This is a genomic window from Streptomyces hilarionis (assembly GCF_024539675.1).
Classification (GTDB): Bacteria; Actinomycetota; Actinomycetes; order Streptomycetales; family Streptomycetaceae; genus Streptomyces; species Streptomyces hilarionis.
The window spans coordinates 1-16,957 of sequence record NZ_JAHHIT010000183.1 but is presented as its reverse complement, the minus strand read 5'-3'; the positions used below and the strand labels follow the sequence as shown (position 1 = coordinate 16,957).

Annotated in this window: 15 protein-coding genes; 10 read left to right on the top strand and 5 right to left on the bottom strand. The window is 73.5% G+C overall.

From position 1 onward, the window contains the following. Nucleotides 1-472 precede the first annotated feature (472 nt). The 3 genes from KMS84_RS33045 (at nt 473) to KMS84_RS33035 (ending at nt 4,395) form a co-directional block, all read left to right on the top strand. On the top strand, nt 473-1,144 hold the full coding sequence (locus KMS84_RS33045) for a LuxR C-terminal-related transcriptional regulator (protein ID WP_256920200.1): 672 nt from the start codon (nt 473-475) through the stop codon (nt 1,142-1,144). A gap of 235 nt (nt 1,145-1,379) precedes the next feature. Next, nucleotides 1,380-3,323 carry a 2-oxoacid:acceptor oxidoreductase subunit alpha gene (locus tag KMS84_RS33040; protein WP_256920199.1) on the top strand — a complete coding sequence of 648 codons (1,944 nt, stop codon included), beginning with the start codon at nt 1,380-1,382 and terminating at the stop codon, nt 3,321-3,323. Continuing rightward, complete coding sequence (locus tag KMS84_RS33035) at nt 3,316-4,395, top strand: 2-oxoacid:ferredoxin oxidoreductase subunit beta (RefSeq protein ID WP_256920198.1); 1,080 nt, start codon at nt 3,316-3,318, stop codon at nt 4,393-4,395. The genes KMS84_RS33040 and KMS84_RS33035 overlap by 8 nt, the downstream gene beginning before the upstream one ends. A 66-nt stretch (nt 4,396-4,461) precedes the next feature. Here KMS84_RS33035 and KMS84_RS33030 read toward each other — a convergent pair whose 3' ends face one another. After that, on the bottom strand, nt 4,462-4,878 hold the full coding sequence (locus KMS84_RS33030) for a winged helix-turn-helix transcriptional regulator (protein WP_256920197.1): 417 nt from the start codon (nt 4,876-4,878) through the stop codon (nt 4,462-4,464). A gap of 97 nt (nt 4,879-4,975) precedes the next feature. Between KMS84_RS33030 and KMS84_RS33025 the strand changes: the two genes are divergently transcribed. The 4 genes from KMS84_RS33025 (at nt 4,976) to KMS84_RS33010 (ending at nt 8,871) form a co-directional block, all read left to right on the top strand. After that, nucleotides 4,976-5,830: an SDR family oxidoreductase gene (locus KMS84_RS33025; protein ID WP_256920196.1), complete on the top strand. Its 855-nt coding sequence runs from the start codon at nt 4,976-4,978 to the stop codon at nt 5,828-5,830. 131 nt (nt 5,831-5,961) lie between these two features. Then, entirely contained in the window at nt 5,962-6,981 is a 1,020-nt protein-coding gene (gene rarD / locus KMS84_RS33020) for an EamA family transporter RarD (RefSeq protein WP_256920195.1), read from the top strand. A gap of 186 nt (nt 6,982-7,167) precedes the next feature. Beyond that, on the top strand, nt 7,168-7,653 hold the full coding sequence (locus KMS84_RS33015) for a VOC family protein (protein WP_256920194.1): 486 nt from the start codon (nt 7,168-7,170) through the stop codon (nt 7,651-7,653). A gap of 258 nt (nt 7,654-7,911) precedes the next feature. Beyond that, a complete protein-coding gene (locus KMS84_RS33010; protein ID WP_256920193.1) occupies nt 7,912-8,871 on the top strand; it encodes a M28 family metallopeptidase in 960 nt (319 codons plus the stop codon). A 94-nt stretch (nt 8,872-8,965) separates the two neighbouring features. Here KMS84_RS33010 and KMS84_RS33005 read toward each other — a convergent pair whose 3' ends face one another. After that, nucleotides 8,966-10,546 carry a tetratricopeptide repeat protein gene (locus KMS84_RS33005; protein ID WP_256920192.1) on the bottom strand — a complete coding sequence of 527 codons (1,581 nt, stop codon included), beginning with the start codon at nt 10,544-10,546 and terminating at the stop codon, nt 8,966-8,968. A gap of 217 nt (nt 10,547-10,763) precedes the next feature. Here KMS84_RS33005 and KMS84_RS33000 point away from each other — a divergent pair, with 217 nt between their 5' ends. From KMS84_RS33000 to KMS84_RS32990, 3 genes are all read left to right on the top strand, one after another. Next, nucleotides 10,764-11,282, top strand: coding sequence for a hypothetical protein (locus tag KMS84_RS33000; protein ID WP_256920191.1), 519 nt, complete (start codon nt 10,764-10,766; stop codon nt 11,280-11,282). Between the two features lie 104 nt (nt 11,283-11,386). Further along, on the top strand, nt 11,387-12,565 hold the full coding sequence (locus KMS84_RS32995; RefSeq protein ID WP_256920190.1) for an amidase family protein: 1,179 nt from the start codon (nt 11,387-11,389) through the stop codon (nt 12,563-12,565). A gap of 48 nt (nt 12,566-12,613) precedes the next feature. Continuing rightward, nucleotides 12,614-13,204 carry a flavodoxin family protein gene (locus KMS84_RS32990; protein ID WP_256920189.1) on the top strand — a complete coding sequence of 197 codons (591 nt, stop codon included), beginning with the start codon at nt 12,614-12,616 and terminating at the stop codon, nt 13,202-13,204. A 45-nt stretch (nt 13,205-13,249) separates the two neighbouring features. Here the strand turns inward: KMS84_RS32990 and KMS84_RS32985 are convergent, their stop codons facing one another. The 3 genes from KMS84_RS32985 to KMS84_RS32975 form a co-directional block, all read right to left on the bottom strand. Next, complete coding sequence (locus KMS84_RS32985) at nt 13,250-14,266, bottom strand: ABC transporter permease (RefSeq protein WP_256920188.1); 1,017 nt, start codon at nt 14,264-14,266, stop codon at nt 13,250-13,252. Continuing rightward, entirely contained in the window at nt 14,253-15,233 is a 981-nt protein-coding gene (locus KMS84_RS32980; RefSeq protein WP_256920187.1) for an ABC transporter ATP-binding protein, read from the bottom strand. The genes KMS84_RS32985 and KMS84_RS32980 overlap by 14 nt, the downstream gene beginning before the upstream one ends. 146 nt (nt 15,234-15,379) lie before the next feature. Continuing rightward, nucleotides 15,380-16,666, bottom strand: coding sequence for a LolA family protein (locus KMS84_RS32975; RefSeq protein ID WP_256920186.1), 1,287 nt, complete (start codon nt 16,664-16,666; stop codon nt 15,380-15,382). Nucleotides 16,667-16,957 lie beyond the last annotated feature (291 nt).

The following is a 16,957-nucleotide window of genomic DNA, read 5'->3' as shown; positions in this document are numbered from 1 at the left end:
GCCCCTTCACCCCGCCCTCGCCCCTCTCCCTTTCCGACTCCTGCTCCCGACCCGCACCCGCACCTACACCCGCACCTGCACCTGCACCTGCGTCCACTCCTGCTCCCCCACCCGCACCCGGCGCGGCACCCGGGACCCAGTGCGGCACCCGGCGCCCGGGGCCCGGCGCCGCCCGCGAACGCCCCGCCCCTCGCGTCCCGCTCGCCGTCGTCTCGCGCTCTCCTCGTGCTCGTCTCGCGCTCTCCTCGACCTCTCCCGGGCATCCCCCTCGGCCGCTCTCGTCCTCCTTCGCGGCCTGAGGTGGCAGGAAGTGGCCGAAGGTGGTGGCCGATGGCCGGATCGCAGCCGTTCGTCTCCGTGGAGCCGACCGTTCGTGACCGCCCGCCTGCCGGTTCTCGGGTGCAGACGAGCCGGAAGCTGGAATGCTTGACTGGTTCGACCAACGGGGTGGACGGCTGGGGGGCCGAGGGACGTGGAGGACAGGGTGCGGGTGGTCATCGCCGAGGATTCGGTGCTGTTGCGGGAGGGGCTGACCCGGTTGCTGACCGACCGGGGGCATGACGTGGTGGCGGGGGTCGGGGACGGCGACGCGCTGGTCAAGACCATCACCGAGCTCGACGACGAGGGGGCGCTGCCCGACGTCGTCGTCGCGGACGTGCGGATGCCGCCCACCCACACCGACGAGGGGGTGCGGGCGGCCGTCCAGCTGCGCAAGGCGCATCCCGGGCTCGGGGTGCTGGTGTTGTCGCAGTACGTGGAGGAGAGGTACGCCACCGAACTGCTGGCCGGTTCCAGTCGCGGGGTCGGCTATCTCCTCAAGGACCGGGTCGCCGAGGTGCGCGAGTTCGTGGACGCCGTGGTGCGGGTCGCCCAGGGCGGCACCGCCCTCGACCCGGAGGTCGTCGCGCAGCTCCTCGGACGCAGCCGGAAGCAGGACGTGCTGGCGGGGCTCACGCCGCGGGAGCGGGAAGTCCTCGGGCTGATGGCCGAGGGGCGGACGAACTCGGCGATCGCCCGGCAGCTGGTGGTCAGCGACGGGGCGGTGGAGAAGCACGTGAGCAACATCTTCCTGAAACTGGGCCTGTCCCCGAGTGACGGGGATCACCGCCGGGTACTCGCCGTTCTCACCTACCTCAACACGTAGCGGGACGGCAGCCCGCCCCTCGTCGGGCGGAGAACCTCGGCCCGGACCCGGAGCGTCTGACGCGGTGGCGCCGGGAGGCGGGAAATCATGACCAGCGGGGTCGCCGGGCCGTCTCGGGACGGGGAACCGTCATACGAGAAGCCCAGGGAAGGCGACCCTTACCGACGTAGGGTTGATCCGTGGGGGCCTTCGGGAAGGTCCTCCGGGACAGCCGTCTCGAGGGAGGTCCAGTTCAGTGACCAGTCAGGTCAGCCCAGCGGAACAGGCCGACGGAACCGACGGAGCGGACGCGGCCGTCGTGGGAGAGCAGCGCAAACCGGGTGGGACGAAGGACGTCCGTCGTCTCGACCGGGTGATCATCAGGTTCGCGGGTGACTCGGGTGACGGTATGCAGCTCACCGGCGACCGCTTCACCTCGGAGACGGCGTCGTTCGGCAACGACCTGTCGACCCTGCCCAACTTCCCCGCCGAGATCCGCGCCCCCGCCGGCACCCTGCCCGGCGTCTCCTCGTTCCAGCTCCACTTCGCCGACCACGACATCCTCACCCCGGGCGACGCGCCCAACGTGCTCGTCGCCATGAACCCGGCGGCGCTGAAGGCGAACATCGCCGACGTGCCGCGCGGCGCGGAGATCATCGTCAACACGGACGAGTTCACGAAACGGGCGATGCAGAAGGTGGGGTACGCGGCCTCGCCGCTGGAGGACGGGTCCCTCGACGGTTACCAGCTCCATCCGGTCCCGCTGACCACCCTGACCGTCGAGGCCCTCAAGGAATTCGACCTGACCCGCAAGGAGGCCGAGCGCAGCAAGAACATGTTCGCGCTCGGCCTCCTGTCGTGGATGTACCACCGTCCGACCGAGGGCACCGAGAAGTTCCTGAGATCGAAGTTCGCCAAGAAGCCCGACATCGCCGCCGCCAACATCGCCGCGTTCCGCGCGGGGTGGAACTTCGGCGAGACGACGGAGGACTTCGCGGTCAGCTACGAGGTGGCGCCGGCGGCGAAGGCCTTCCCGGTGGGCACGTACCGCAACATCTCCGGGAACCTCGCCCTGTCGTACGGGCTGGTCGCGGCCTCCCGCCAGGCCGATCTGCCGCTGTTCCTGGGCTCCTACCCGATCACCCCGGCCTCGGACATCCTGCACGAGCTCAGCCGGCACAAGAACTTCGGCGTGCGCACCTTCCAGGCGGAGGACGAGATCGCCGGCATCGGCGCGGCGCTGGGGGCCGCGTTCGGCGGTTCGCTGGCCGTGACGACGACGTCCGGTCCGGGCGTGGCGCTGAAGTCGGAGACCATCGGGCTCGCGGTCTCCCTCGAACTGCCGCTGCTGGTGATCGACATCCAGCGGGGCGGCCCGTCCACGGGGCTGCCCACCAAGACCGAGCAGGCGGATCTGTTGCAGGCGATGTACGGCCGCAACGGGGAGGCGCCGGTGCCGATCGTCGCGCCGCGCACGCCGGCGGACTGCTTCGACGCGGCGCTGGAGGCGGCCCGCATCGCGCTGACCTACCGCACGCCGGTGATGCTGCTGTCCGACGGCTATCTGGCCAACGGCTCCGAGCCCTGGCGGATCCCGGAGCTGGAGGAGCTGCCGGACCTGAGGGTGCAGTTCGCGCAGGGCCCCAACCACACGCTGGACGACGGCAGCGAGGTGTTCTGGCCGTACAAGCGGGATCCGCAGACCCTGGCGCGGCCGTGGGCGGTCCCGGGCACGCCCGGTCTGGAGCACCGCATCGGCGGCATCGAGAAGGAGGACGGGACGGGGAACATCTCGTACTCGCCCGCCAACCACGACTTCATGGTCCGCACCCGGCAGGCCAAGATCGACGGCATCGAGGTCGCGGACCTGGAGGTGGACGATCCGCACGGAGCGAGCACCCTGGTGCTCGGCTGGGGTTCCACCTACGGGCCGATCACCGCGGCGGTGCGGCGGCTGCGGACGGCGGGCGAGTCGATCGCGCAGGCCCACCTGCGGCACCTGAACCCGTTCCCGCGCAATCTCGGCACGGTGCTGAAGCGGTACGACAAGGTCGTCGTGCCGGAGATGAACCTCGGCCAGCTCGCCACCCTGATCCGGGCGCGGTACCTGGTCGACGCGCACTCCTACAACCAGGTCAACGGCATGCCGTTCAAGGCGGAGCAGCTCGCCACGGCGCTCAAGGAGGCCATCGATGGCTGAGACCGCAGCGGAAGGCACGGGCACGATCGAGGCGCTCTCGCTCGTCCCCAAGGCCGAGGCCAGGCAGTCCATGAAGGACTTCAAGTCCGATCAGGAAGTGCGCTGGTGCCCCGGCTGCGGTGACTACGCGATCCTGGCGGCCGTCCAGGGCTTCATGCCGGAACTGGGGCTGGCCAGGGAGAACATCGTCTTCGTCTCCGGCATCGGCTGTTCGTCGCGCTTCCCCTACTACATGAACACCTACGGGATGCACTCCATCCACGGGCGCGCCCCGGCGATCGCGACGGGGCTGGCGGCCAGCCGCCGCGATCTGAGCGTGTGGGTGGTGACGGGGGACGGCGACGCGCTGTCCATCGGCGGCAACCATCTGATCCACGCGCTGCGGCGCAACGTGAACCTGAAGATCCTGCTGTTCAACAACCGGATCTACGGGCTCACCAAGGGGCAGTACTCGCCCACCTCCGAGGTCGGCAAGATCACCAAGTCGACGCCGATGGGGTCCCTGGACGCCCCGTTCAACCCGGTGTCGCTGGCGCTCGGGGCCGAGGCGTCGTTCGTGGCGCGCACCGTGGACTCGGACCGCAAGCACCTCACGGAGGTGCTGCGGCAGGCGGCCGCCCACCCCGGAACGGCGCTGGTGGAGATCTACCAGAACTGCAACATCTTCAACGACGGCGCGTTCGAGGTGCTGAAGGACCGGCAGTCGGCCGAGGACGCCGTGATCCGCCTGGAGCACGGCCGACCGATCCGGTTCGGCGCGGACGGGGCGCGGGGGGTCGTGCGCGACCGGCAGACCGGCGAGCTGCGGGTCGTCACGGTGACCCCGCAGAACGAGGCGGAGGTCCTGGTGCACGACGCGCACGCCGCGTCGCCCACCACCGCGTTCGCGCTGTCCCGCCTCGCCGATCCGGACACCCTGCACCACACGCCGATCGGCGTGCTGCGCTCGGTCGAGCGGCCGGTCTACGACACGCAGCTGGCCGACCAGCTGGACTCCGCGATCGAACAGCACGGGAAGGGCGATCTGGGCGCGCTGCTCGCGGGCGGGGACACCTGGACCGTCGTCGGCTGAGGCAGCGGTCCGCGCGCCGGGTGAGGCGCGCGACGGTTCACCCGCCGAGGGGCGGAGCGAGGCGGTTCACGAGGCCCGGGAGCGCGGTTCCCGGGCCTCGTCGTACGCCTGGCGGGCCTTCTCGACGTCCGCCATGCGGGTGTGCGTCCACCCCGCCAGCGCGCGCACCTGTTCGGCCGCCTCGCGGCCCAGCTCGGTGAGGGAGTAGTCGACGCGGGGCGGGATGACGGGCTTGGCGTCGCGGTGCACCAGGCCGTCGCGTTCGAGGTTCTGGAGGGTCTGGGCGAGCATCTTCTCGCTGACGGGCCGGCCCACCTGGCCGACGGCCCGGCGCAGTTCGCTGAACCGGTGCGAGCGTTCGAGCAGCTCGATCAGCACGAGGACGCCCCAGCGGCTGGTGAGGTGTTCCAGCACGAGGCGGTAGGGGCACATCTCCTCGGCCACGGCGGGGCCTGCCTGGCCGACCTGCTTGCTTACCGTCATGCCAGTACCTTACTTCAAAGTGGGTACTTTCGTTTGGTTAGTGCTTCTCCTAGGGTCGGAGACAGACCAGCCGACCCCCACAAGGAGTTCCTGAGCCATGAGCATCGTCGTCACCGGAGCCACCGGACACCTCGGCCGCCACGTCGTCGCACAGTTGCTGGACCAGGTCCCCGCGGACCGGATCACCGCCGTCGTGCGGGACGAGGCCAGGGCCGCCGACCTCGCGGCACGCGGCGTCAAGCTCGCCGTCGCCGACTACAACGCCCCCGAGACCTTCGACGGCGTCTTCGCCGCGGGCGACAAGGTCCTGCTGATCTCGGGCAACGAGTTCGACAAGGGCCGCCCCGCCCAGCACCAGGTCGTGATCGACGCCGCCAGGGCGGCCGGGGTCGCGCTGCTCGCCTACACCAGCGCGCCCGGCTCGCTGAGCGCCGCGCTGGCGGACGACCACCGCGCCACCGAGCGGGCGCTCCTCGCCTCCGGCCTGCCGTACACGCTGCTGCGCAACGGCTGGTACCACGAGAACTACACCGAGAACCTCGCCCCGGTGCTGGAGCACGACGCCGTCGTCGCGGCCGCGGGTCAGGGCCGCGTCTCCTCCGCCGCCCGCGCCGACTACGCGGCCGCCGCCGTCGCCGTCCTCACCGGCGAGGGCCACGAGAACGCGACCTACGAGCTCGGCGGCGACGAGGCCTGGAGCTTCGCCGAGTACGCCGCGGAGCTGAGCCGCCAGACCGGCAGGGAGATCGCCTACAACGCCGTGTCCACCGAGACGCTCACCGGCATCCTGACCGGCGCCGGGCTCCCCGGGCCGCTCGCCGCGATCCTGGCAGGCGTGGACGCGTCCATCGAGAAGGGCGAGCTGGTCGTCGCAGGCGGCGACCTCTCCCGGCTGACGGGCCGTCCCACCACGCCGCTGGCGGACGCGATCACGGTCGCGCTCAAGGGCTGACGCTCCCCCGCCCGGCGGCACGCCCACCGGCTCCCCTGTCTGTCATGACCGTATGGCGATACGGGCATGACAGGCAGGGGCGCCCGGCGTTACCTTCGTCCTCGCATGCGTGACGTGAGAAGGAGGTGCCCGTGGCCGGGACGTCGAGGAGTGAGAGCCGGACAGGCCTGCTGAACGGCTTCGCGGCCTACGGGATGTGGGGCCTGGTCCCCCTCTTCTGGCCGCTGCTCAAGCCGGCCGGGGCGACGGAGATCCTCGCCCACCGCATGGTCTGGTCGCTGGCCTTCGTCGCGGCCGCGCTGCTCTTCGTCCGGCGCTGGGCTTGGGCCGGCGAGCTGCTGCGCCAGCCGCGCCGACTGGCGCTCGTGGTGGTCGCCGCCGCCGTCATCACCGTGAACTGGGGCGTCTACATCTGGGCCGTGAACAGCGGACACGTGGTCGAGGCCTCGCTCGGGTACTTCATCAACCCGCTGGTCACGATAGCCATGGGGGTACTGCTCCTGAAGGAGCGGCTGCGCCCTGTGCAGTGGGCGGCGGTCGGCATCGGCGTCGCGGCGGTGCTGGTCCTGACCGTCGGCTTCGGGCGGCCGCCGTGGATCTCCCTGTGCCTCGCCTTCTCCTTCGCCACCTACGGCCTGGTGAAGAAGAAGGTCAACCTGGGCGGGGTCGAGTCGCTGGCGGCCGAGACCGCCGTCCAGTTCCTGCCCGCGCTCGGCTATCTGCTGTGGCTGTCCGCCCACGGTGAGGCCACCTTCACGGCCGAGGGCCCCGGACACGCGGCGCTGCTCGCCTCCACCGGCGTCGTGACCGCACTCCCCCTCGTCTGCTTCGGCGCGGCGGCGATCCGCGTGCCGCTGTCCACGCTGGGCCTGCTCCAGTACCTGGCGCCGGTCTTCCAGTTCCTGCTCGGCGTCGTGTACTTCGGCGAGGCCATGCCGCCCGAGCGGTGGGCCGGGTTCGCCCTGGTGTGGCTGGCGCTGGTGCTGCTCACCGGTGACGCGCTGCACACCTCGCGCCGGGCGTCGCGGACCCTGGCCGCCGAGCGCGCCCGCGTCCGCGCCGAGGTGGCTTCCGCCACGTCCGGCGCACCCACGGTCCCGGAGCCCGAGGCGGCTGCCGCGCCGGCGGCGCCTCCCCTGCCCAAGCCCTGACCGGAACCCCGACGCATCACGGGGGCGGCCCGCGCGGGCGACGACGACACGGAACGCGGTCCGGCGCCGGGGCCCCCGGCGCCGGGCGATCCGGCGGGTCCCGTCCAGGACGGCGGCGTCCGGCGCCCCGGACCGATCACGGCATCCGAGGGGCGGACGCGGCGCCGGGCTGCTACTAGTGGCTGCATGACCGACTCGACCGCTGGATCCGGGGCCACGCCCGCGCCCATGCACTGGAAGCTCGTCGTCGACGCCGCCGATCCGCACGCCCAGGCCGACTTCTGGGCGTCCGCGCTGCACTACGAGATCGAGGACAACAGCGCGCTGATCGAGCGGCTGCTGGACCTCGGCGCGCTGCCCGGCGCGGCGACGCTGGAGTTCCACGGCCGCCCGGCCTTCCGGGACCTGATCGCCGTACGCCACCCCGACGACCCCCACGACCCGGACAGCGGGACCGGACTGGGACGACGGCTGCTGTTCCAGCGGGTGCCGGAGGCCAAGACGGTGAAGAACCGACTGCACCTCGATCTGCATCCCGGCGCCGACCGGCGGCCCGGCGAGGTCGAGCGACTGCGGGGGCTGGGCGCGAGCGTGCTGCGGGAGGTGAAGGAGCCGTCCGGGGCGTGGACGGTGATGGCGGACCCGGAGGGCAACGAGTTCTGCGTGCACTAGGGCCGCCCCGGCGGGTCCCGTAGGGGGATCGGGACGGCGGATCCCGTGGGGGGTCCGGTGGGGGGATCTCGTAGGGGAACGGTGGAGGAAGGCGGTGGGCGGATCCCGCAGGGGGACGGTAGGGGAGTCCGGTACGTGGACACGGTGTCCGGTTACCGCTCTTGACGTGAAGTCAGTTGCGCGTTCACCATCCTGGAACCCCACTCACCGTGGAATCACCGCGCCCCGGTGATTCCCGAGGAATTCGGAGCCCCCCACATGAAGCTCCCCGTTTCCCGGCGCACGGCGGTCGCCTGCGGCGTCTCTGTTGTCATGCTCCTGACTGGCGGATCCATAGCGGGGGCGGCCCCCGCACCCGGTTCCGGTTCCGCCGCGCTCGCCGCCGCTCCCGACATCCCCGTGGCCAACGTCAAGGCGCACCTGGCCCAGTTGCAGTCCATCGCGACCGCCAACGGCGGCAACCGCGCCCACGGCCGCGCCGGCTACAAGGCCTCGCTCGACTACGTGAAGGCCAAGCTGGACGCCGCCGGCTTCACCACCGCGATCCAGCAGTTCACGTCGTCCGGCCGCACCGGCTACAACCTGGTCGCCGACTGGCCCGGCGGGGACGCCGACCACGTCGTCATGGCCGGCTCCCACCTCGACAGCGTCACGGCCGGGCCGGGCATCAACGACAACGGCTCGGGCTCGGCGGCCGTGCTGGAGACGGCCCTCGCGGTGTCCCGGGCCGGCTACCACCCGGCCAAGCACCTGCGGTTCGCCTGGTGGGGGGCGGAGGAGCTGGGCATGGTCGGCTCGCGCTACTACGTCAACAACCTCTCCTCCGCGAACCGCGCCCGCATCGGCGGCTACCTCAACTTCGACATGATCGGCTCGCCGAACCCCGGCTACTTCGTCTACGACGACGACCCGACCATCGAGAAGACCTTCAAGGACTACTTCGCCGGCATCGGCGTGCCGACGGAGATCGAGACCGAGGGCGACGGCCGTTCCGACCACGCGCCCTTCAAGAACGCGGGCGTCCCGGTGGGCGGCCTGTTCAGCGGCGCCGACTACACCAAGACGGCGGCCCAGGCGGCCAAGTGGGGCGGGACCGCCGGACGGGCCTTCGACCGCTGCTACCACTCCTCCTGCGACACCAGCGCCAACATCGACGACACCGCCCTGAACCGCAACGCGGACGCCGTCGCCTACGCCCTGTGGGCGCTGTCGTCCTGACCCGCGCCGCCGTCCTGACGCGCGCCGTCCGGACCGTCGCCGCCCCTCCGGGCCGCGCCGTCCTCCCGGCCCTCCGGCCTCGGCACGCCGGCCGTCACGCGCCTGCCTTGCGGGCGCGTGCGGCCAGCCGGAGCATGCGCGCGCGGGCCGACTCCAGTTCCTCGACGTCGTCGGCCGCGGGGCCCTCCTCGGCGGCGAGCTCCGTCCACAGACCGAGCAGTTCGTTGCCCAGGTTCAACCCCTGCAACGGGTCGCGCACGGCCCGCCAGGCCGTCGCCGCGCTCTGGACGTTGCCGTACGCGGCCTCCGCGTCCCCGGCCCGGCGGCCGATGCGCGCCAGGTCGAGGGAGACGTGGAAGGAGCGCAGCGGATCGCCGCCCAGGTAGGCGATGTACGCCATGAGTTCGCGCAGCCGGAGCACTTCGGGGTGCTCAGGGCCCAGCGTCGCGGACGCCTCCAGCACGGTCCGTTCGGCGAGCCCGGCCGCGACGTCCGTGCGGCCCGCCCGGACGGCCTCGTTGATCCGCGCCATCGGCTCCCCGAGGAGCGCGGGGGCCGCGCCGGCGCCGTGCGGGGTACGGGGGTCGTCGCCCAGCACCGCCTCCGCGACGGCGTCGAAGCCGCGCGCGGGCGTGGGCCTGAAGTCGGGGTCCGGCTCGGAGACCAGCCCGTCCGGGAGGAACGGGGTGGGAGCGGCCGCCGGGGTCGTGGCCGAGGTGGAGTGCGAGGCCGGGGCCGCCGTCGGTACGGCGGCCGGGCCGGGCACGGGCAGCGGCAGCGGGGTCGGGGCGAAGACTTCCGGCGGCGGGGCCGTCGCCCGACTCGGGGCCGGGGCGAGGGTGGCTTCGGGGGTCGCGTCGGGGTGCGGTCGCTCGTCCATGGCCGGGGGCGGGCCGAACACGCCGGTCGGCGCGGCGACCGTGCCGAGCGACGGGACCTCGTCCTGGACGTCCGGCGTCGCCGACGCCGGTGAGTCCGTCGTCGGCGCCGGGAACGGACCGGGCTCGGGCACCGCGCGCAGCGGGAAGGTCGGGACCGCGTCCCGCACCGGCTCGGCCACCTGACGCAGCAGGTGCGTGGGCTCGTCGCGCCGGAGCGCGGTCGGCCGGTGATCACCGGAGGATGCGGTGGCGGTGGCTTCCGGGTGGACGCCTCGGCCGTCCGCCCCCGGGTCCCACGTCCCGCCCGACGCCGGACCGGCCGTCGAAGCCGCGGGCGCGGCTGGAGCGGAGACGGCGAGCCCGTCGGCCGCGACCGCAGCCGACGACACGACCGCGGCGGGAGCCGGAGGGGCGACCGGGGGCGCGACCGGAGCAGGGGCGGGCGGGGCGTCCGCAGGCGTGGTCTGCGCGGCGGCCGGGGGCGCGGCCGGTGTGCGCAGGGGTTCCGCCGTGAAGTGGCTGGAGCCGTCGGGTTCCACGCGCAGGGGGACGACGTAGCCGATGCGTTCGTCGCGGACCGAGGCGAGGACCGGATGTCCGGTGGCGAGGGCGATGCGGTGGAGATGGCCCAGAACGGCGCGCTGGATCTCCTCGCCGTCGGCCGACGCGACGGGCACGCCTCCTATGGTCGCCGTCCCGCCCCCGCGGACATGGACGTCGAGCGGCGCCGCCACGGCGGCCGCACCGCCGGGGTGCTGCTGTTCCCGCTTCTTCTCACGGCTGAGTCGAGACATCGGTTCCTCACTCGGATGCGTCGTCACGATCCGGTCGCCCAGTCTCGTGTACGCGTACACGTACTGTTGAGTCTCTCCGAGCGCTCCCGGTCCGCACGTCACCGCGACGTCACAGCCTCGTTCCAGGAACCCACGCCCCTCTGCCGGGGCCTTCCGTGGGGGCCACCGGGATCAGGGGGCGCCCGGAGGGACGGCGACGACTGGGAGGGACACCGGGATGGGGACGACGGACGGGCTGCGCGGACCGGAGATCTGGATCCGCGGACCGGTCACCGTACCGGATCCGACGCCGCCGCCGTACGCCTCGGCCGCGACGCCCCGGCGGTTCTCGTGGGTGGCCACGCACGGCGGAGCGGGCAGTTCCACGCTCGCCGCGGTCTACGGCGGGCACGACAGCGGCAGGGGCTGGCCCGGCGCCGGCGATCCGCCGTCCGTGCTGCTGGTCGCCCGCACGCACGCGGCGGGGCTGGAGTCCGTTCTGCGGACCCTGGAGGTCTTCCGGCGCGGCGAGGCCCCGGCGGGGCTCGACCTGGACTCGGTCGTGCTGGTGGCGGACGCGCCGGGCCGGCTGCCCAAACCCCTCGCGCTGCGGGTGCGGGCGATCGAGTCCGTCATAGACGTGTACCGGGTCCCGTGGGTGACCGAGTGGCGCCTGGGCGACCTGGGCGGAAACCCGCCGCGGGAGACCGCCCCGCTGGCCCGGCTCACGGGGGCGGCGGGCGGGAGCACGCGCTGACGGCCGAGAACACGGGCCGCGACCCGGTCACGGACCCGAGCGGGTGCGGGAGCGCGTGCGGGCCGGGGGCCGGTCACAGCGGACTGCGGGAGTGGCCCCCGGCCGTGGAGATCGCCGCCGACGTGCGTGCCGGGCGGCTGCGGGCCGTGGACGTCGTCGACGAGGCGCTCGCGCGGATCACCCGGACGGACCACGCTCTGCGCGCCTTCACGCAGGTGTGGGGGGAGCGCGCGCGGACGTGGGCGCGTGAGGTCGACCTCCGGGTCGCCGCGGGCGGACGACTGCCGCTGGCCGGTGTGCCGGTCGGCGTGAAGGGGCGTCACGGGCTGCGGGCGGCGGGCCCATTGCTCGCCGCCGGATGCGTGCCCGTGGGAGCGACCTCGGTGCCGGGGCCGGGCACCGCCTGGCAGACGTGGGGCCTCGGCGCCCACGGCCCTACCGTCAACCCCTGGCGCGCCGACCGCACTCCGGGCGGCTCCTCGGCCGGCTCGGCGGCGGCGGTGGCCGCCGGCCTGGTCCCCCTGGCGACCGGCACCGACGGCGCCGGGTCGGTGCGCATCCCGGCCGCGTGGTGCGGTGTGCTCGGGTTGAAGGTCACGAACGGGCGGCCGACGGGCCAGGGCCGGGCGGGCCCGGCGGCGCCCGCCGACCGCACGGGCCTGGCCGCGGCCGGTGTGCTGGCGTGGCACGCGGTGGACGCCGACGCGTACTGGCGGGCCGTCTCCCCGAGGCGCGGCCTCCCCGAGCGGCACGATCCCGAACGGCCCCCCAGCGCCGTCTTCTCCCCCGACCTCGGCTTCGCCGACCCCGATCCCGAGCCGCTCGCCCTCGCCCGTGCCGCCGCCGCGCGGCTCGCCGCCGCCGGGGTCGTCACGCTGCTGACGCCGTCCGGCCCGCCCCTGCGGCTGGCGGACCCGGCCCCCGCCTGGCTGGCGCTGCGCACACCGGGCGCGGACCTGCGCGCGGCCGAGCGGGTCCGGGAGGCGAACGACCGTCTGCTGGCCGGGTTCTTCGCCGGACCCGAGGGCGCCGATCTTCTGCTGACGCCCACGACCCCGAACGCGGCGCACGGCCACGAGGGTCCGGGCGACCGCTTCTCGACGGCGCTCACGTGGGCGTTCAACCTGAGCGGCCACCCGGCGATCAGCCTCCCGGCGGGGTTCGGCGCGGACGGCTGCCCGGTGGGGCTCCAGATCGTCGCGGCGCCGGACGCGGAGGCGTCGCTGCTGAGCGTGGCCCGAGCCGCCGCGACGACAGGGAAAAGTACTTGCGCGCACATATAATGCAGGTGCAGACTACCTTCGTACGCTCACTACCTGGGGGACCGAAAGATGACACGTCGCAGCTTCCTGTTCGTGCTGGGCAGCAGCCGGCCGGACGGCAACACCGAGGCCCTGGCCCGCGAGGCCGCCGAGCAGCTGCCCTCCGACGTCGAGCAGCGGTGGATCAGCCTGGCCCGGCACCCGCTGCCCGACTTCGTGGACCTGCGGCACGACGGCGACCGCGTCCGCCCCACCGAGGGCAGCGCCGCCCTCCTGCTGGACGCCACCCTGGCCGCGACGGACATCGTGATCGCGTCCCCGCTGTACTGGTACTCGGTGTCCACCCAGACCAAGCGCTACCTGGACCACTGGGCGGGCTGGCTGCGCACTCCCGGCCTCGATTTCAAGGCGGCGATGGCCGGGCGCACCCTGTGGGGCGTCACCGCGCTCGCGGACGACCACGCCGAGGTCGCCGACCCGCTGGTCGGCACGCTCCACCACTCCGCCGCCTACCTGGGGATGCGCTTCGGCGGGGTGCTGCTCGGCAACGGCAGCAAGCCCGGGGACGTCCTGTCGGACACGCGGGCCCTCGCGCACGCGAAGACGTTCTTCGCCCGGGAGGCCCTCCCGGCCCGCTTCCCCCACGAGACGGCGGCCTAGTCGGGACAGGGCGGGGCGAGGGGGCCGCCCGCGCGCGGGCGGCCGCTACGCCGTGACGTCCTTCGTCGTGAAGCGCGCCCAGGCCGCCGAGCCGAAGACGGCCGCGTACAGGGCCTGCACGCCCAGGTTCTTCTGCAGGTCGTCCCAGTAGACGGGCTCGCGCATGAGGTCGGCGAAGGACAGCCAGTAGTGCGGGAAGAAGTACGGCTGGAGGGCGTGGAGCTGGGGGATCTGGTCGAGGATCTGCACGGTGATCAGCAGACCGACGGTGGTCGCCATCGCCGCGATGCCGCTGCCGGTGAGCGTCGAGACGAACAGTCCGAGCGCGGCGAGGCCGGTCAGCGACGCCGCGACGACCAGCGCGATCAGCAGCGCCCGGAGCAGGCCGTCCGCGAAGCCGATGCGGGTGCCGGAGATCGTCGTCAGGTCGCCCAGCGGGAAGAGCAGCGCCCCCACCGTGAGCGCCGAGACCGCGACCACCAGCGTGGCCGTCAGGCAGAAGGCCATGACGGTCGCGAACTTGGCCAGCAGCAGGCGGGTGCGGCCGGCCGGGGCGACCAGGAGGTAGCGCAGGGTGCCGGCGTTCGCCTCACCGGCGATCGCGTCGCCCGCGACGACGCCGACGGCCATCGGGAGGAAGAACGGCAGGGTCACGGCCAGCGCGGTGAAGACCAGGAACAGTCCGTTGTTCGTCACCTGCGAGATGAACGCGGGCCCCGCGCCGCCGCCTCCGTCGCGCCCGGGTGACGATCCGTCGCTCGTCTCGATCCTGACGGCGATCCCGATCAGGACCGGCACGGCCGCCAGCACGCCCAGCAGGGCGAGGCTGCGCCAGCGCCGGAACGTGGTCAGCAGTTCGCTGCGCAGGATCCCGAAGGTCCACGTCCGGGCCCGGAAGGTCCGGGACGGCCGGGAGGGCGGGACGGGCCCGGCGGACGAGGGGCGCCCCCCGGCCCCGCCGACGCTCCCGGCCCGGGGCGCCGACGAGGCCGGCTCGCGGCCGTCCGCCGTGCCGCCGCCCGCGGCGCCGCCGTCCGCCGTGCCGGCCTCAGCCCGCGACATCGAACCCCTCCCCCGTGAGCGCCACGAACGCGTCCTCCAGGGAGGCGCGTTCCACGGCGAAGCCGCGCACGCGCACGCCCGCCGTCACCAACGCACTGTTCAGATCCGCGAGGTCGCGGTCCGCGGGCGGCGCCTCCGCGCTGACCCGGTCCTCCGCCGGGACGACGTCCACGACGCCCTGTTCCTTCAGCACACGGGCCGCGTCGGCGGGATCCGGCGTCGTCACGACCAGCCTGCCGCGGGCGCCCGCGGCCAGGTCCGCCACCGGGCCCTGGACGATCAGCCGGCCCTGGGCCATCACGGCCGCGTGCGTGCACACCTGCTCGATCTCGTCGAGCAGATGGGAGGAGAGGAAGACGGTCGTGCCCTCGGCGGCCAGCTCCCGCACCAGCGAGCGGATCTCGCGCATGCCCTGCGGGTCCAGGCCGTTGGTCGGCTCGTCGAGGACGAGCAGCCGACGGGGCTGGAGCAGGGCGGCGGCGAGGCCCAGCCGCTGCTTCATGCCGAGCGAGTACGCCTTCGCCTTCTTCCCGGCCGCCGCCGTCAGTCCCACCCGTTCCAGCGCCGCCGTGACTCTCGCCCGCCGGCTGCGCGGGTCGGCGGTCGGGTCGGCGGCGTCGTAGCGCAGGAGGTTGTCCCGGCCGGAGAGGAAGCCGTACAGGGCGGGGCCCTCGATGAGCGCCCCGACGTGCGGCAGTACGACGCGCGCGGCCCGCGGCATGGGATGTCCCAGGACGCGGGCCGAGCCTGCCGTGGGCTCGATGAGCCCCATCAGCATGCGGATGGTGGTGGTCTTGCCGGAGCCGTTGGGGCCGAGGAAGCCGAAGACGCTGCCCGCCGGGACGGTCAGGTCGAGGCCGTCGACGGCGAGCTGGCCGCCGCGGTAGCGCTTGGTGAGGGCGCGGGTGCGGATGACGGCCCCGTCGTCCGCGGATGCTCCCGCGGGATCGTCCACCGACTCCGTCACCCTCGACCTCCCTCACCGACCGCGTCGTCCTCGGCATCCCCGAACCGGCCCCCGCCGAACCCCCGCTGCCGGGCCCCGGGCGGCGGGACGCCCGACGCCCGGGGCCCGGCGGTCGTCCAGGCCCGGCGCCGGGGCCCGGCCCGACGTCACTTCCCGGTGTTCGCCGCCTTCACGAGCGCGTCCTTGGTGACGGCGCCGGCGTAGACCTTGCCGTCGTCCGTGATCAGGGCATTGACCAGACGGGTGGAGAAGACGGTTCCGGAGCCGAAGTCACCGCTCACCTTGTCCCCGAAGGAGCCCAGGAAGCCGCCGAGGTCGCCGCCGGCCCCGGAGCCCGACGGCACGCCCTCGCCGCCCGTGTCGAAGGTCGCGACGGACGTCCAGCCCTCGCCGAGGACGTTCATGCCCTTCGAGCCGGCCGCTCCGCCGAGGCCCGGGACGAAGCCGTCGAGACCGTCGTGCCCGGGAGCGGGCTCGGTTCCCCGCTCGCCCTTGCCGCCCTTGCCGCCGTCGTCGTGGCCCTTGCCGGCCGTGTCGCCCTCGGTGACCTTCGCGCCCTTGGGGGCCGTGAAGTCGAAGGTGGACGCGGCGGGCTTGCCGAAGTCGACCTGGGTGAAGCCCGCGTCCACGACGGCCGCGCCGCCGCTCGCCGGGGTCAGCGTGAACTTGAGCGGCAGACCCGTCTCAGCGTCCACGGCGACGCTGATCGCGCCGACCGTGGAACCGGACTGCTTCGGCTTGACGAGGAGCTTGTAGGCGTCGCGGCCGGCGACCTGGACGGTGCCGTCGACGGTCACGGACGTCGTGTCGTCGACCGCCTTGAGGGCGTCCTCGGTCAGGTCCCCGGGCGTGGCCGGGACCGGCGTCCTCGGCCCGCGGGAGGCCTTGCCGTCGCTCTCGTCGACCGTGGAGTGGAAGACCTCGTTGGACGCGCTGTCGTACCCCCACACGTTCTTGCCGTTGTGGATGAGGCTGTACTCGGCGGCGTGCTCCAGCAGCGAGACCTTCTGCCGGTCCGGGCCGTCCGCGGCGACACGCAGGGTGTGCGTGCCCGAGGCGAGCTCCGTGAGCTTGGCCGACGGGTCGGCGGACGAGCCGTCGCCGCCCTGCGCGGCGCCGGAGAGGAGCCCGCTCTCCAGCCCGCCGAGGTCGGGCAGCCCGAGGTCGGTGGTGATCTTCACCGTCCCGGACAGCTGCTGCACGTCCGAGGCGGCGATCTTGTCGAGGAGCTGCTGTGCCGTGATCTTCGGCAGGTCGGGGTCGCCGGAGTCGGCGAGTGCCGGGACGAGCCCGATCGTCGCCGCGGCGACACCGATCACGGTGACCGGAACGACGTACCGTGCGGCCTTGCGGCGCCGGAGGCGCAGGTCCTCGGCCTCCCCGCCGGTCGCCTCCCCGCCGCTCGTGGTGGCGTCGGATTCCTTCGGTGCCATGTGTGCCTTACCTCCGTCGTCGGCGGCGGCTGGTCATCTCGCTGCGTTCCCCGCCCCAAGCCGCCATTCTCACCCGAATCGGTGAGGAGTGGTGTTTTCCGTAGTTCCCATCTGACCAAATCGGCGGGCGACAAGCGTCAACCCGAGGGCTCAACTCCACATACGCCTGCGGTATGACACAACCCCGACGCGACGCCGCCCGACCCGTAGGGGTGCGGGGAGGGACGGCCGGAGGCGAAGGGGAGGAGGAGCGGAGAACGGAGAACGGAGGAACGGGAGGAGGGGGGAGGG

Coding starts and splice junctions, on each gene's coding strand:
- KMS84_RS33035 (WP_256920198.1), top strand. CDS start 3,316: ATGGCTGAGACCGCAGCGGAAGGCACGGGCACGATCGAGGCGCTCTCG.
- KMS84_RS33030 (WP_256920197.1), bottom strand. CDS start 4,878: ATGACGGTAAGCAAGCAGGTCGGCCAGGCAGGCCCCGCCGTGGCCGAG.
- KMS84_RS33025 (WP_256920196.1), top strand. CDS start 4,976: ATGAGCATCGTCGTCACCGGAGCCACCGGACACCTCGGCCGCCACGTC.
- KMS84_RS33015 (WP_256920194.1), top strand. CDS start 7,168: ATGACCGACTCGACCGCTGGATCCGGGGCCACGCCCGCGCCCATGCAC.
- KMS84_RS33010 (WP_256920193.1), top strand. CDS start 7,912: ATGAAGCTCCCCGTTTCCCGGCGCACGGCGGTCGCCTGCGGCGTCTCT.
- KMS84_RS33005 (WP_256920192.1), bottom strand. CDS start 10,546: ATGTCTCGACTCAGCCGTGAGAAGAAGCGGGAACAGCAGCACCCCGGC.
- KMS84_RS33000 (WP_256920191.1), top strand. CDS start 10,764: ATGGGGACGACGGACGGGCTGCGCGGACCGGAGATCTGGATCCGCGGA.
- KMS84_RS32990 (WP_256920189.1), top strand. CDS start 12,614: ATGACACGTCGCAGCTTCCTGTTCGTGCTGGGCAGCAGCCGGCCGGAC.
- KMS84_RS32985 (WP_256920188.1), bottom strand. CDS start 14,266: ATGTCGCGGGCTGAGGCCGGCACGGCGGACGGCGGCGCCGCGGGCGGC.
- KMS84_RS32975 (WP_256920186.1), bottom strand. CDS start 16,666: ATGGCACCGAAGGAATCCGACGCCACCACGAGCGGCGGGGAGGCGACC.